Origin of the sequence: Pseudoduganella sp. RAF19, assembly GCF_052114165.1 — a bacterium.
GTDB lineage: Bacteria > Pseudomonadota > Gammaproteobacteria > Burkholderiales > Burkholderiaceae_D > Rugamonas.
In genome coordinates this window covers 34,161-50,392 of sequence record NZ_JBFREF010000013.1, presented here as the reverse complement: position 1 = coordinate 50,392, position 16,232 = coordinate 34,161, and the positions used below count along the sequence as shown (strand labels likewise).

The 16,232-nt window shown below is 54.8% G+C and carries 8 protein-coding genes; 2 read left to right on the top strand and 6 right to left on the bottom strand.

Features of this window, described 5'->3' with window-relative positions; genetic code table 11:
• Positions 1 to 125: 125 nt before the first annotated feature.
• Complete coding sequence (locus AB4Z19_RS27915; protein ID WP_442036789.1) at positions 126 to 4,070, bottom strand: hypothetical protein; 3,945 nt, start codon at positions 4,068 to 4,070, stop codon at positions 126 to 128.
• Positions 4,071 to 4,180: 110 nt separating this feature from the next.
• A complete protein-coding gene (locus AB4Z19_RS27910) occupies positions 4,181 to 4,474 on the bottom strand; it encodes a helix-turn-helix domain-containing protein (RefSeq protein ID WP_442029952.1) in 294 nt (97 codons plus the stop codon).
• 470 nt (positions 4,475 to 4,944) lie between these two features.
• Between AB4Z19_RS27910 and AB4Z19_RS27905 the strand changes: the two genes are divergently transcribed.
• Positions 4,945 to 5,514, top strand: a complete 570-nt coding sequence (locus tag AB4Z19_RS27905; RefSeq protein ID WP_442027046.1) for a GNAT family N-acetyltransferase — start codon at positions 4,945 to 4,947, stop codon at positions 5,512 to 5,514.
• Between the two features lie 137 nt (positions 5,515 to 5,651).
• Here AB4Z19_RS27905 and AB4Z19_RS27900 read toward each other — a convergent pair whose 3' ends face one another.
• Entirely contained in the window at positions 5,652 to 7,667 is a 2,016-nt protein-coding gene (locus AB4Z19_RS27900) for a methyl-accepting chemotaxis protein (protein ID WP_442036787.1), read from the bottom strand.
• Between the two features lie 563 nt (positions 7,668 to 8,230).
• Here AB4Z19_RS27900 and AB4Z19_RS27895 point away from each other — a divergent pair.
• Positions 8,231 to 9,250, top strand: coding sequence for an IS5 family transposase (locus AB4Z19_RS27895; RefSeq protein ID WP_442036785.1), 1,020 nt, complete (start codon positions 8,231 to 8,233; stop codon positions 9,248 to 9,250).
• A gap of 216 nt (positions 9,251 to 9,466) precedes the next feature.
• On the opposite strand, the gene AB4Z19_RS27890 is transcribed toward AB4Z19_RS27895, so the two are convergent.
• The 3 genes from AB4Z19_RS27890 to AB4Z19_RS27880 all read right to left on the bottom strand — a co-directional run bounded on the left by AB4Z19_RS27890 (position 9,467) and on the right by AB4Z19_RS27880 (position 15,994).
• Entirely contained in the window at positions 9,467 to 10,945 is a 1,479-nt protein-coding gene (locus tag AB4Z19_RS27890) for a chemotaxis protein CheW (protein WP_442027041.1), read from the bottom strand.
• Positions 10,946 to 10,947: 2 nt separating this feature from the next.
• Positions 10,948 to 12,690 (bottom strand): methyl-accepting chemotaxis protein, encoded by a 1,743-nt coding sequence (locus AB4Z19_RS27885; protein ID WP_442036783.1) that lies wholly within the window; start codon positions 12,688 to 12,690, stop codon positions 10,948 to 10,950.
• Positions 12,691 to 13,150: 460 nt separating this feature from the next.
• The gene (locus AB4Z19_RS27880; protein ID WP_442036781.1) at positions 13,151 to 15,994 is read right to left on the bottom strand and encodes a TonB-dependent receptor; all 2,844 of its coding nucleotides are present in this window, start codon (positions 15,992 to 15,994) and stop codon (positions 13,151 to 13,153) included.
• Positions 15,995 to 16,232 lie beyond the last annotated feature (238 nt).

The following is a 16,232-nucleotide window of genomic DNA, read 5'->3' as shown; positions in this document are numbered from 1 at the left end:
TCTTCTCTTCATAAATTGGTGGAATGCTGGTTGTAGATGCATAGTGGATGAGCCGTCACGGAGGGAAAGCTCCTCAGGACTCAGTTAAATTGCGAACCGATTAGTAGAGGGAGCGGCTCGTTGACTTAGGCAAAGACGCCGATATCAATTGGATTGATATTCGGGACCCCAACAAGCTCCGCTAGTCTTGTTAGCTCAGCTGGAGTCACCTGACTATCCTGGTCAGCTGACTTGAACAGAAATACCCCTGTCGAGTTACCGTCATTGACGAAAAACAGACGGCAATCGCCAACGGCATACGCTTGAGTTGAATTACCAATTACTTGTGCGGCATCTGTTACAGACAACGAAGTGGAGTGGGCTGTAAAAATGACATACTGGTATTTATTTTCGAAATTGACGCCACCCGGCATCACTGCAGCTAAGTCGATGGCACTACCGCCATTCCCCAGCGGAATGCCGCTGTGAGAAAACCATAGCTTGTCCGTTTTGGTCTCGAAGTCTGTGATCTTGGCCATTCCCTCGACAGAATAAAAGACGAAACCATCGCTTCCCGTACCGCCAGTCAGTATGTCATTCCCACCTTGGCCGGATAAGAAATCATTACCAGCGCCGCCGACGAGGGTATCGTTTCCGGCCCCACCCCACATGGAGTTATCCAGATCATTACCTATACCCAGAGATCCCCTTGAGCTGGTAATCACAAGGTCTTCCACGTTATTCGGCAGAGCGAAGCTTGGCATTGCGGTAAAAATCACATCCGTGCCGCCATTCGAAGCTTCCTTTACTACATCGCCGGAGGAGTCCACATAATATGAGTCGTTACCGGAACCACCGTCCACTGTGTCATTGCCTCCACGGCCGTCAAGATAATCGTTTCCAACGCCGCCAATAAGGACATTGTTCGCAGCGTTACCAATTAAGCTGTTATCTGCATCGTTGCCTGTGAGGTTAATAGCCGAGTTGCTCGCTACCTGGGCACATTCGACGTTGGCGGGCAACTGGTAAGTGTCCCCATTGCTCCCCAAATTGACCATCACGAAATCGTCGCCACCGCCGGGCTGCTCAACTACCACATCGCCTTTGTTGTCCGCCCAATACAAGTCATTGCCGCCGAGGCCAGCCATGGTGTCGGCTCCGACACCGCCATCGAGAAGGTCATCGCCTGCTGTGCCAATTAAGTTGTCGTTGTAATTGCTGCTGACGTTCACCGCCAGCTGTGCTGGGGTCAGGTCGCCATCACTGAAGTGGGCGGACTCGATGTTGTGCAGGGTAACGCTGTCGCCAGTATGGGTGTTGGTCAGCATCAGGTCAGTGTTGTTGACGCGGGTGGTCGCATAGTCGGCGATATTGCCGCTCAATTCGACTACGTCGTTGCCCGCGCCGCCGTCAGCAATATCATGGCCAGCGCCCGCACGCAGCACGTCGTTGCCGTCACCACCGAGCAGCGTATCGTTGCCGCTACCGCCAGTAATTGTGTTGTCCAACGTGTTGCCCATGGCTGCGAAACCTGCAGTGCCGGAGTACACCAGATCTTCGACGTTGGCGGTCAGCGTGTATTTGGTGAGCGCTGTGATTACGCGATCCACACCTTCATTGGCTAACTCGATGACCGAATCGCCGGCATTGTCCACGTAATAAACGTCATTGCCCGAGCCGCCGACCAATTTGTCAGCCCCTGCGCCGCCATCGAGCGTATCGTTGCCGAGACCACCTGTCAGCGCGTTGACACCCGTATTGCCGGTCAGGTGGTTATCGAGCTCATTCCCCGTAATACCGACAGCCAGCGCACTCGCTGCTGTTACTACGCCGTCTTCCACGTTGGCGCCTAGGGCGTAGATGCCTGCTTTCGTGAAGGCGACCTGCACGGTGTCGTGCCCACCGGATGGCGCTTCGACAGCGACATCGCCTGCCTGGTCGACGATAAAAATATCGTCGCCGAAGCCACCTTGCAGGGTGTCCGCTCCAAGGCCTCCATCCATGGTGTCTGCCAGGTCGGAGCCGGTCAGCACGTCATTGAGCGTGCTCTTAACGTTAAACTGAATGGCTGCCAGGGTCTTCTCGCCATCAGCAAACAGTACTTTTTCCACGCCGCGCAAGGTGATGTTCTCGCCAGTGGATGCGTTGACCAACAGCGTGTCTGACTGCGAGATGCGACTGCGCGTGTAATCGGCGAAATTGCCAAGGACCACCAAGGTGTCGTCTCCCGTACCGCCATCGGCGATATCGACGCCAGTACCGACGTTCAGGAAGTCGTTGCCGTCGCCACCCAGCAGGGTGTCATTGCCAGCACCGCCAAACAGTTTGTCGTTACCTGCCAGGCCGCTCAGAGAGTCGTTACCGCTGCTGCCGGTCAGAGTGTTATCCAGCGCATTGCCGATGCCCTTAAACGCCAAGGCGCCTGTGTATGTCAGATTTTCGACGTTAGCCGACAGCGTGTAAGAAGTAGCTGCGGATAGTACTGTGTCTAAGCCATCGCCGAGCAGCTCAGTAACCGTGTCGCTGGCCACGTCGACATAATAAGTATCGTCGCCGGTGCCGCCCGCCATTTTGTCCGCACCGCCCTTGCCGTCAATGGTGTCGTTGCCTGCGCCACCATTCAGCACGTTCGCTGCGCCGTTACCTGTCAGTGCGTTGTCCAGCTCATTGCCTGTAATCCCTGCTGTGCCGGTGCCAATAACGATTCCCGATTCGATATTGGCGCCAAGCGCGAACACACCTGACGACATCGCCACCTTAACCAAATCGTTGCCACCGTTTGCCGTTTCAACGATGACGTCGCCTGTGCTGTCGACCACATAGGTATCATCGCCGTCCTTGCCGGCCATAGTGTCATTGCCCTTCAGACCATCCAGCGTATCGGCGCCAGCGCCGCCAACCAAGTTATCGCCGTATATGCTGACCACATTGGTCAGCACGGCACTCACCGCCAGCGTGCCCATATCTGCGAACTTCACGGACTCGATGCCAGTCAGGGTCACCGTCTCATGCGTGACGTTGTTGACCAGCTGCGTATCGGTCGCGCTCAAGCGCACAATCTTGTAATCGGCGAAATTGCCGAGCACGACAGCGGTATCGTCCCCCGCGCCTCCATCTAGACGGTCTGCGCCGCCGTTGCCGCACAGCGTATCGTTACCCGCCATGCCGTTCAGCTTGTCGTTGCCCGCGCCACCTGTCAGAACGTTGTCCAGCGAGTTCCCAGTGCCGGTAAACGCTCCAGCGCCTCTATATTCCAGGCCTTCGAAATTATCTTTGAGGATGTAGCTGACTAAGGCCGTCCTAACAGTGTCAAAACCTTCGTTAACAGACTCAATGACGACGTCGCCGCTCTGTTCCACGATATAGATATCGTCGCCAGCGCCGCCAAGCATGGTGTCGTTGCCCAGGCCACCAGCCAAGATATCGGCATCTGCTGTGCCAACAATGCGGTCATTACCGCTGCTGAACAGACCCTTCTGTACTTCCGCCAGCGAATGTATGCCGTCGTCAAAGCTGAAGCTCTCAACGTTGCGTACCGTGAGCGAGATCCCCCGCGCCTCACTCACCAGCTGCGTGTCCGCAGGGTTCAGGCGAGCGATATGGTAATCAGACAGGCTGCCAGCCAACCGAACGACATCATTACCGCTCCCTCCATCTACCGTGTCGTTGCCGGTGCCAGCAGCCAGGCTATCGCTGCCATCGCCGCCAAGCAAGCTGTCGTTGCCACTGCCGCCTATCAAAGTGTCGTTGCCAGCTCCGCCTTCAAGCTTATTTCCAGCAGTTGCGACACCCTCAATGCAATTGTCAAGCGAGTTTCCTTTACCGGTAAATGAAACGCTTCCGGTAGCGACCAGATTCACCTCATTATTGCCAAGAGTGTAGCTCGCCAGGTTAGTGCTCACAGAAATAGCACTAAAGCTCGAAAGAGGCCCCATTAAAAAATCAGCGACACGCACTTGGTTAAACGGCATGGACACGTAGAAACGCACAGCGCTTTCGTCAACTGCACTATTGGATACTTCATCATTACCGATTAGCCCAACGGACACATCGAAGGTACTAACATTTCTGAAAGCTCGTCTTAAGCTCATTGGGGCTCCGGGTTGCAAGGCGATGGGGAGGGCTGCGCTCTCCAGCTCCTCAGATGCAAAGAGAATCTAGAGCCAATCGGCAAGCCGAGACTCTCACTCGAACTATGTATTTAACGCTCTTGCGTCAAGTCTTCCGCGTTGGCCCGTGAACCGAGCAGATACTTCAGGTCACTGATAGGGGCGCCAGACACTTCATTCATCCTGATAAGGGTCTCCGCGCTGATACCAATTCTTCCATGTCGTATCTTGCTCACAGTAGAGGCCTTGATTTTCAGAGTACGTGCTAACGCGGCATCATTTTTTAGCCTCAGAATCTCTTTCATCGCATCCAAAAGACGGCATGGATCGTAGTCCAAAGGCTCGGCCTTAACGATCTTTTCAGTGGCCACTTTGTCATAGCGCATTTCCTACTACCTTTCTCAAAGTTCGGAGGACCTAACAGTCCATGTACGTTAAGGGTTGAGACTGGCAGTTCGAGCTAAGCCAGCGGTTTGTTCAACGATGAAGAAAACAGCCGTTGCTCTGTCTTGCTCTACTTCATTCATCAATGGTGCCTGCAATCCAATTTATGCTTGCAACGCATACGCTCAGCTCATACCAGGAACACGAAGGCAATTCCGCCCTTGAAGGCTTTGAATCTCCTGCACATGTCTTGGTCTGCAATGATTGTGAATTTTATTTCCTCAGTGAAACAGACAATCTTCGCGCGGTTACTGCCATAACGCGCCGGCTTAGTGCTTCCTGTACATCGCTCGGATGTCAGCAATGGACAGCAACACATTTCACAGGCAATGGCGGTAATTCGGACAAATCTGTCTCGACGACAAATCTCACAGATCTATGCTGTTAGTCTTCTCTCTGAAGTGACAGAACTTTGAACACCAAGACCATCTTTATCAGCACACAAAAATTCGAAATTCATCGCGTATCTGGTGGTGATGTGGCGGCACTTTCTGCTTTATACGGATGTGCGCAAGCATCCATGTACGCTGACGAGAGCGTCTGGAAAACTCCCGACGAAGCAAGAGCTTACGTCGCCACCTCATTGGAAGAATATGAGAGAGGAACCGGACTACACTTAATTTTTACGCTTCAAGATCCAAGACGCGTCATCGGACACATCCGGCTGAAGTCGATAGATCAACGTCACCGCCGGTGCGATTTTGAGTTCTTCTTTGCCCCTCACCATCAAAACAATCGCTGGGTGTTCGAAGGCTTGGCAGAAGTCATGCACCACATCTTTGAAGAGTGGCGCTTCAATCGAATCAGCGCTGAGATTGACGCCGAGGATTCTTGGTCTGCGCGAATCCTAACCAACTTGGGATTTACTCGCGAGGGAGCTTTTCCTCGTAAGCGAATCTGCGGGGGACAGATGCGCAACTGCATCGGATATGGAATTCTTAGCGACGAGTGGCCCAGTCTGCAAGTATCGTTAGACTTATAAAGACTAATAATCAGCCGATGTTGCTCTAAAAAGATGCTTAATTCTTCGGCGCAAGCGAAAACAGCGCCGCGAGAGATGGCTGCCTCATCATTTCGCGCGCGCATGTATGGAGCAAATTACGTCTCTGTAGATACGATCTAAATCGCTCGCGAGATTTTCGCGGAAAGTCTACCTAACTTCGGAACATGTTTCGCCGACGAACTCGAGTATCCCTCCATATTTGCCTCAATCTGGAAAATGCTTATCGCCTTAACCAGTAATTGCGCCTGCTCCTTCAGGCTCTCAGAGGCAGAGGCGGTTTGTTCAACCAAAGCTGCATTCTGTTGAGTCGTATCGTCCATCTGGCTCACCGCAAGATTCACTTGCTCGATGCCCATGCCCTGCTCCCTAGACGCCATGGCGATTTCGGCCATGATATTGGTGATTCCCTCGACACTTTTCACTATGTCTTGCATCGCTGTGCCGGCCTGGCTCGCAAGCTTATTGCCAGACTCGACCCGCTCAACACTGAGCGTTATCAAATCTTTGATTTCCTTTGCGGCTGAAGCCGAACGCTGCGCAAGGTTGCGCACCTCAGCGGCCACTACGGCAAACCCTCGGCCTTGCTCTCCTGCACGCGCCGCTTCTACTGCGGCATTCAGTGCCAATATGTTCGTCTGGAATGCAATTCCATCGATAACTGCAATGATCTCTACGATTCGTCGTGAGCTATCATTGATTTCAGCCATGGTGCGAATTACCCTCGAGACTACTTCGCCTCCGCGAGCTGCTACACCAGACGCACTCTGCACAAGTTCGTTGGCCCTGCCGGCGTTGTCTGCGTTTTGCTTCACTGTGGACGTCAGTTCGTCCATGGCGGAGGCTGTTTCCTCTAAGCTGGAAGCCTGAGCCTCAATCCGTGCAGACACGTCAGCATTCCCACTAGCGATATCGCCGCTCGCCGCGTTAATGCTGTCTATGCTCACACTTACGTCAGATACGATTCCTCTCAAGCTATTGCTCATCGCATCTAATGCTCGAAGCAGTTGCCCTACTTCGTTCGGATGGCTAACATCAAAATTGCCAATCAGCTTACCCTCTGCAATCCGTTCTGCCACGATTACTGCGTTGGCTAACGGCGTTGTCACAGATTTCGAAATGAGAAGGCTAATCCAACCCGTAACTGCTAATAAGCCGGCCAGAGACACGACAATGATCCAGCGGCGTTTTTGAAAATGACGGATTTTTTCGTCAAGTAGCTCCGTGAGTTCTCTGGCAGCTGCCCCGCTCAGTTTGAACTGGCGGTCGATAGCCGAAGTGCTAATGGCGACATATTGCTCCCCCGAGTAAGTCAGGAATTCTGGCTTCACAATTTGCTCCTGAGCCAGCGAGCTCACCTTTCGCGCAGCCTCCGCCACTTCGCGCATCGCGTCGCCGAGCTCGCTCTCAATATGGGAATTGGCAGCCGCCGCCTTACCGAAAGTCGTCGTTGTCTGATCGAGTCGGCTGTCGACCAGGCCGATTATCGCGCTCAGTACTTGACGATCTTCTTCACTGGCCTCTTTCTTCGCTAGAAGGCCAGCACCTTTGGCGCGCATCTTGCCGACTTCTTCGGCCAGGTAAGGCAGCTGGTAAAACATCGCCTGTACCAGTAGGTAGCTGTCCTTGTCGGGATCGAGGCTGAGGCCGTAGGCGTCGCCGATCAGGTCGCTGGTCTTGAGCAGCTTGGGCACTAAGGCCGTGTGCGCGGCGTAGCTTTCCGGAACGCTAATGCGGCCACTGGTCACGCGATCTCTTAGGGTTTCCCAGTCGCGCTTAGCGGAGGCGAAGGATTCGCTGATGGCCGAGTCATGCAGGCCTGTGACCAGTTTTTCCAGCTCGGAGTACGCGGCATCCACCTCCTGCCGTTTGGCGCGGCACGGTTCCCGCACCGCTTGCACGCCGCCCAGTAAGAGGGATGACAGGCCGCGGTGCTGCTGCGTGAGCTGTACTACTTTTAATCCCATCAAAACTGATGACACTCCATCCCGCTCAATCTCAACCGAATGCATATATTTACCGGTTTCTTGCATGTAAAGCGTCACTGGTACGAGCGCAACAATAATCCAAAGCCCAGCCAAGACTAAAAACTTATACAGCAGTTTCAACCGGCCGAAAAAAGATAAAAATACCATTATTCCCCACGCGCATTATGAGATTACATTGATCAGTTATTGCATAACTTATGGGCAAGCCACTATTATTAATTTCGGAGGAAATAATGTATTTCACTAATATTATATTTTCCTCAAATTGCTTCAGCCCAAGTTTTTGAACCTAATTTTTACTTATTGGAACAGCTAAGCGTCGACTTTTTTAGGGCTGATACCAAGCGTCTAAGACTCAGGCAATCTCTCCTCAAACCTAATCTTGGAGAAGCAATTATCCCCCCCCCCCGGAAAAAAGCTGCCAATAATTGGTGATACGCCGCCAAAAACTCAAAAAAGTGATGTCCGGGGAACTAGACTTCAAACAGACGCGAACAGACTCTCATTTCGTTCAATAACTGTTACCTTTCGGCCCTAATGACGGTCCATGCTGGGACGGGCATACGCGATAAAAGTCCTACTCGTGCCCCGCCTCATCAAAACTACGGCTTTCACATTGGCCGAGTTGACGCAAAGATGGCGGAACGGCTACTAGGGAAGCGCTGATTTAATCGCGGCGCTGCGGCGCAACTGACCGGCAAGCTGTCACAATGGCTCCTCCATTCCAATGGAGTCCTGATGATGCAATCGAGTTTTCGGATGCCGAATACGCCAGCAAGAAAAAGCTGACGCGGCGCGACCGCTTCTTGGCTGAAATCGAGGCTGCCACGCCGTGGCCATCCTTGGTGGCGGTCATCCTGCCGTATTACCCGAAGGGCGATGGGCGTGGCCGTCCGCCGATTGGGCTGGAGCGCATGCTGCGCATGTACATCGCCCAGCAATGCTTTGGCTTGTCGGACGAAGGCGTTGAGGATGCGATCTACGATAGCCAGGCGATCCGTGGTTTTGTCGGCATCGACCTGACGCATGAGTCGGCGCCCGACTCGACCACGTTGCTGAAGTTCCGGCGCCTGCTGGAACAGCATGATCTGACCAAGCGCATCTTCAACGAGATCAATGCGCATCTGGCCAGCAAGGGTCTGACGATGCGCGAAGGGACCATCGTCGACGCGACCTTGATTGCGGCACCACCGTCGACCAAAAACCGTGATGGCGAGCGCGACCCAGAGATGCACCAATCGAAGAAAGGCAATGACTGGCACTTCGGGATGAAGGCGCACGTTGGTGTCGACATGGCCACGGGCCTGGTGCACAGCGTTGTTGGGACGGCTGGCAACGTCGCTGACGTCACACAGGCGCATGCGCTGCTGCACGGCGGGGAAGTGATTGCGATCGTTGACGCCGGCTATCAGGGTGTTGCCAAGCGCGCAGAAAACGCCGACTCGAAGGTGGTCTGGCATACTGCCCTGCGCCCTGGATTGCGCAAGGCACTCAAGAAGGACAAGTTGGGGCGCATTACCGAAAAGCTGGAGCAGACCAAAGCCAGCGTCCGCGCCAAGGTCGAGCATTGCTTTCATGTCGTCAAATGCCGGTTCCGCCATCGTAAGACGCGTTATCGTGGGCTGGCCAAGAATACGACGCAGCTGTATTCGCTGTTTGCCTTCGCCAACCTGATGCTGGCGCGCAGGTTCCTCGGCAGCTGGCACACCCAAGCTGCGTCCAGAGTTTGAAAAAGGGGGAAGCGGCAAGCAAAAAGCAGCCGTTTTTCGCTTCCAATCGGCTTGCAACACTCGATTATTTTTTTCCCAGCTCCGTCACATCGTCACGGCAGCTCGGTGGTGCAAAAACTGACTAAATCAGCGCTTCCCTAGCTAAAGTCTGTCTTCTTATTCAAATGGCGTCATCCAATCTTGAAAAGGGGCTGATTGACATTTTTAAGTGTCATACTAGAATTTTTCCGTCAAGCAGTTGAGCGGTAGCAAACACACAGTGGCGTTTCTTTCTAGCTCTAAAACCTCTAGAGATTCTTCCTGCAGGCCATCGGCTTCGCCTTTGCGCATCAGGCTAGGCGTTGGGTAGCGGTGCGAGTCGGCCACCGTGACGATGTCATTTACACCATCAACGATCAGACCAAAGCGCTCGTCACCACGTTCGATGACCAGCACTTTGCACAGGTCCGGCTGCGCCGAGGGCCGCATGCCGTACAGCACACGCAGGTCGACCAGGCTGACGAAATTGCCGCGCAAGTTGAGAACGCCCCTCAAGTAGTCCGGCACACCCGGCGCGCGGGTGATGTCGCCGCTGCAGTCGATGATCTCGCGCACCTGGCGCAGCTCGAGCGCAAACTTGTCGCCCACGGTAAAGGTGAGATAGACCTTGCGGCCGACGGCAGCACGCGCGGCCTTGTCCTTGCCGTCTTCGGGGAACAGGTTCTGGTGCCCCTGATGCAGCTCGCCAATCTCGCTGCGCGAGAAGATGCCATCGTGGTCGAGCAGGATCACATCGTCCTGCCCTGCCCTCGTCACGCAGCCGGCGAACATGCCACTGCGCGCTTTACTCAGCAGCGGAATCGGCATCACGTCCTCGGTATGGAAGTGGTCGATGCTTTCCACCGCATCGACCAGGAAGCCGATGGTGGCGTCGCCGATGCGGGCCACCAGCACGCGCTGGCCGGGATGGGGCTCGCTCGGCACGGCGCCGGCCAGGGTCGCGAAGTCCACCACCGCGATCTGCTTGCCGCGGAACAGCATGCGTCCCAAACACAATTGACTATTCAGGACTGAGGATTGCAGTTCGGGCACCTGCACGATTTCCTGGATGGCCTTCATCTCCAGCGCGAAATGGGCACCGGCGGCGCGGAAAGTGATGCTATGGCGCTTCTCGCCAACCGCGTGCAACTGGCGCTGGCGTCCCTGGCCACCCGCCGCGCGCAGGGCCAGTACCTGGGGCACATTCTCGATGCAGACCAGGCGCTCCACGTTCAGGACCTGCAGAAGGCGCCGTCCCTGGTCGAGCAGGATGGTACCCGCCACTACACCCGCCTCCCCCGCATATTGCAGGGTGCTGCGTTGCTCGGGACGCACGCGCAGCACCTCGCCGATGCCGTGCATCAGCAAACCGACCAGCACATCCTGGTGGTCGATGATGGCGATCTTGTGGCAAGGCTCGCCCTTCGGTGCCGACGGGTCGAACAGGCGGGCCAGGTTCACCACCGGGATTACGCTGCCGCGCAGCGTGAACATCCCCTCCAGATAATGGGGCGCCAGGGGCACCGTCGTCATGCGTTCCGGGAAATTGACCACCTCCCGAATGCACATGGCGGGCAAGGCAAATTCGTCGCTGCCCAGCAAAAAGGAGCCGAACAACTTCAGCGCAGGCGTCACTGTTCCGGCGGCGGGCGCCGCCACCACGCGCAGGACTTCCATGCTTACACCACGAAGCCGGCGACGATCTTGTTCAGGTCCCCCGCACGCTGATTCAGGTTCGCGGTGGAGGCGGCGATGCTGTCGCAGCTGCCAGCCGACTGCTCGGCCGCTTCCGCGATGTGCTGGATCGCCGAACTTACCTCGCGCGCCGTCAGCAGCTGTTCGTGGGCTTCACTGGAAATCACGCCGATGGCCTGGCTGGTCTTGCCCACGCCCTGCACGATCTTGTCGAAGGCCTCGCTGGCCTGGCGGGAGATCTCGCTGCCGGTGTTCACGCGCTTGACCGACTCGTTGATGAGCTTAGAGATTTCCTTGGTCGCCTGCGAGGAACGCTCGGCCAGCTTGCGCACCTCGTCCGCCACCACCGAGAAGCCCAGGCCGTGCTCGCCCGCGCGCGCCGCTTCGATGGCCGCGTTGAAGGCCAGCATATTGGTCTGGTTGGCGATGTCGCTGATAACTTTGACGATCTCGCCGATGTCTTCGGAGGAACGGTTGATCAGATCCATGGCCTCGATCGAGCGCGCCACGGCCTTGGCGCCGGCTTCCGCTTCATCCTGGGTGCTCTTGGCCAGATCGTTGGCGGCGGAGGTGTTGTTGGCGATGGCGTCGATGGAGCGGGTCAGACCGTCCACGGCAGCATTCATTTCTTCCACCGTTGCGCCCAGGGCCTGGGTGCCGCTGGCCACCACGCTGGAACGGCTGGCGATGGATTCGGCATCGTCGGACAACGCCGTGGCGGACATCACCACCTGGCCGATCACGCCGCGCAAGTCGTTCATCATCTTGTCGATACCGGCGCCGAGGTGGTCGAGCGGCTCATTGCCTTCCGTATTCAACTTGGCGGTCAGGTCGCCTTTCGCGGCGCGCGCCACGGCGTCCAGCAGCGCTTCGATCTTGCGCGCGTCGGATTCGGCCTGGGCCTTGATGCTTTGCTCCAGCTTCACCTGCTCGGTGATGTCGATGGCGTACTTCACAATCTTGCAGGGCTTGCCGTTCAGGTCGACGATGGGGTTATAGGTGGCCTGGATCCAGATCTCTTTGCCGTCGTTGCCGATGCGCTTATAGCGGCCGCTGTCGAATTCGCCGCGGTTAAGTTTTTGCCAAAAGCGTTTGTAGTCGATACTGTTGGCGTATTCCGCTTCGCAGAACATGCGGTGATGTTCGCCTTTGATGTCTTCCATCGAGTAGCCCATGGCGTCGAGGAAGTTGCTGTTGGCGGTCAGCACATGGCCATTCATGTCGAACTCGATCACGGCCTGGGCCTTGTCTATAGCGCTAACCTTGCCTTCATATTCGGCGTTGCGCAGCTTACTTGCGGTGATATCGGTAGCGAACTTGATGACCTTGTAAGGACGGCCTTCGGCATCGAACACGGGATTGTAGGAAGCGTTGATCCAGATCTCGCGGCCGCCTTTGCCGACACGCTTGTAATCGCCCTGGTCGAAGTGGCCGCCGCGCAATCGCTCCCAGAATTGGCCATAGGCTTCGCTCGCGGCCAGCGAGGGTTCGCAGAACATGGAGTGATGTTTGCCCTGCACTTCTTCCAGCGTGTAGCCCACCGCGTTCAGGAAGTTTTCGTTGGCATGCAGGATGGTCCCATCCAGCTGGAATTCAATGAGTGCCTGTACTCGACTCAAGGCCACATGAATGGCCTGCAATTCAATATCTGGCACTTCCGCAAATTCTGCTGCGCCACGGTCAAACCGCGACGTCTTGCCCCCTTCGGTGAGCAGCTCGTTCTTCATATCATTTATCCTCCATTTAGCACAACTGCCAAGCTAGCGGGAGTGGCATTCAATTCGACAATTGTGTTAGCAGAAACACCCCTACATTAACCACCTGCGGGAATCATATTCACAGTTAATGTCCCACCTGAACTACCAACATAGTGCCTTTCCCGGCCAAACGGTCATAGCAGCTTTTTAAGCAAAGTCTATTCGGCGCCAACGAAACTCCGAAGCGCGAACTCACGGAATGCCTGCAGTTGACTGAATCCCGATCAAATTCACGACCATGACTGTTGAACTCAGCGCTTTACGAAGCAGAATACCGCGCAATCCACTCATGCAACACCGACGTCGGCATGCCGACGTACACTAACTGACGAACCAACGCACTTGCAGGCAGAGAATCAATGGCAAAAAAACCGCCATCGAAGATGGCGGTGAAGGAACACATGATGAAGTTAGTTCGTGTATATCTGTCTTAGAATTTGTAGTTGCCCACAACATAAAACTGGCGTCCCAATGGATCTGTATATCGGCCATCGTAACCCGCTTGGTTGCCACCACCCGCGATCTTTTGCGAGAACGGTGGCTCGGTATTGAACAGGTTCTTTACTCCGCCCGTAATGGTCAGATTCTTATTGAAGCGGTATTTGGTCTGCCAATCCCACACGGTGTAAGAACGTACTTCACGCTGCATATCGACATAGTCTCCCAACGTGCCATCTGCATTGACAGGACGTACAGCTTGATCATCTGCGGTCAAAGGCATGTCTTGGTAACCGGAGTGATACACAGCGGTAAGAGAATGAGTGAACGCGTCGGATTGCTTCAGTGATGCAGTCAGCTTACTAATCACACGGAAGGTGACGTCATTATATGAATTAAAGCGACCGACGCTATGCTCCGCCTCGTCACCAGGCAAGGCCTGCAGGTCGGCTTTAAGCATATAAGTGCCCGTCCAGTTGACGGTCACTTTCCCGACAGGAGTACCGGTGCTAAGCGTACTATCCCAGTCTAAGCCACGGTAGTGCGAGCTAGACAGGTTCATCGGCGACAGCGATGCTGCAAGCACCTTTGCCTTCACGATCGGATCGTAGTAAGCAGAGAACAAGTTCATGTACCTGGCCGGATTACCAAATACTTCACTTTCCGGCAGCGTCTTGATCTGGTCTTTCAGCTTTACGTCCCAAAGATCGAGACCAATAGACAGACTCTTGACTGGCTCAACTCGGAATCCAACAGTTGCCTGCTTCGATGTTTCGGGCCGCAGTCCTTGAGCTCCGCTCGCGGCATTCCCCCCTTGGAGCAGGGTGTATTCCGCCGTGCCATTGCAAAGCGGGAGCAATGGTCCAGATGTAATCGGGCACGGATGGAAGTTCGAAGATCCGAAATTGGCAAGAGGTGCCGTGATATCACTCAAGCTAGGTGCTTTGAAACCTGTGCCGTAAGACGCGCGCAGCAGGGTATTGTCGATAGGACGCCATGCTGCAGCAACTTTATAGGTAGACTTACTAGCTTTGTTGCCTTGAGTCGCAGGGGCCGCAAGCTGACCAGTGGCTGAATCAAAGTTCATCGCATTCTTCACCGCATCGTAGCTGTCATAACGAACATCGCCTGTCAGCTCCAAGTCTTTCATGACAGGCACGACAAGCTCCGCAAAGGCGCCCCAGTTGTTGCGCTTGGCATCAACTGGCAATGCCCCAGTGCCGCCGCCTACGTTAGTATCCGTCCAATTTGGTTGCAGGCTATTCGGCCCCATTGCAATTGGGCTTGGCTGGTCAACGTATTTCTGACGTGTATAGTCACTCCCAACGGCAAGCATGACGGCACCACCAGGAGCGCCGAACACTTCGCGGGAGCCACGAATGCTGAGCACGTCAATCTTCGAAATGGTTTCGTCGAGGAGCTGATGAAGCACGGCAGGGGCCAGCGCTACTTTGGTGTCAGCATTCGGCACAATAAATGGATTGTAGGTACCTGCGCGCATCAATGCATCAAGCTTGTCGCCAGAAGTGTAGCCCGCAGCCGCATGGTCAAGCGAATCGTTTTGCGAATGCGTATAGCCGGTATTAAAGTCCCATCCGAAAGCGTTACCTTCAAGACCGAACACGACATGCTTGGCCTTGGTTTCCCAATCATCGGTACGACCACCAGCGTCTACCAAACGAAGATTCATAGTAGCGCTAGCCACTTTGGAAGGGTCGACACCCAACTTTACGAGAGCCGGCATGACGTTAGACTGGAACATCGGTGTACTGATGTCGAGACTTAGGGGTTGTGCAGGCGCAGCGAAGCGCGCCGTGCTCGTGAATTTCGAATACAACCCCTCTGCGAAGAATTTTAGACTGCTATTGATTTTCACACTGGCGGAGGCGAAGAAGCCGTCACGTTTCAACTCTGGCAGCAACTCTACCGTGGTTGCATAATTGAAGAGGCATCGGTTGCCCACCTTGAAGGTATTTGCAGCGCCGCAGGTTCCGGTATTGATCAAGCCAGGATTAAAGCTCGTTTTGCTCCCGTCGCTTAGCGTGGCGGTTACGTTTCCAGGAATTGAGTTACTGGAGAGCTGATAAAGAGAGTAAGTCTTACCGCCCTCAACAAAGTTATGGACGCCACCGGGCGCGCTGAATCGGCGATCCTCTGCGTTCAGTTCCTTTTGGGTGTCGTGGCTATAAGCCAGCAGGACGTTATATCCCTCAGTGTCAAAATCACCAAAACCTTTAGAAATGGCTACGTTGCTGGTGGTTCCATTGGTACCTTTGCTAGGCCGGTTATAGGTCAGTTCTACATTAAGGTCTTTTTGATCTTTCTTCAGGATGAAGTTCACGACACCGGCGATGGCGTCCGAGCCATACAGCGCAGATGCACCATCAGTCAGAATTTCCACGCGCTCCACCGCGGACAGCGGAATACTAGCTAGGTTGACCGAAGAGCCAGCGGTATATGGCGCAATGCGATGACCGTTCAGAAGCACGAGCGTGTATTTTGTTCCGATGCCATGCACAGATGCAGTCTGAACACCGCCGCCTCCGCCATTTACCGACGCGGATGAAGTAATGAGGCCCTGCATCGAAGGCAGCGTTGCAACGAGATCCGCGACCGTGGTGGCGCCCGTTTGCTCGATCTGCAATTTAGACAGCGTTTGTACCGGCAACGCTCCCTCAACTGCGATGCGTTTAACTGCCGAACCCGTAATTTCCACACGCTGGATTTCTGGTTTGGCATCTTGGGCCATTGCGCTTTGGGCGATAAGCCCGGTTGTTACGGCCATACCGCTGGAGAAAATCAGGCGCATGGATCGCGACAGGATCGTTTCTTTCATAATTGCTTTCAGTCCTGGATGTAAGTATGAATGGATCGTCGAATGACCGCACATGCGATCATCGCGACATGATTATCCGAAGGGCTTACCAGGCTGAAGAGACAAATACCTGTTAGTTGCTGCCACAGAATAGAATGCGACGCAACGTATGGCTACTCAACGGAATGTGTGGGAACTTGGGTAGCACTCCCCCAGGCAAGTCGGGGGAGGTACGAATTCTCCTAGAAGACCACGGACA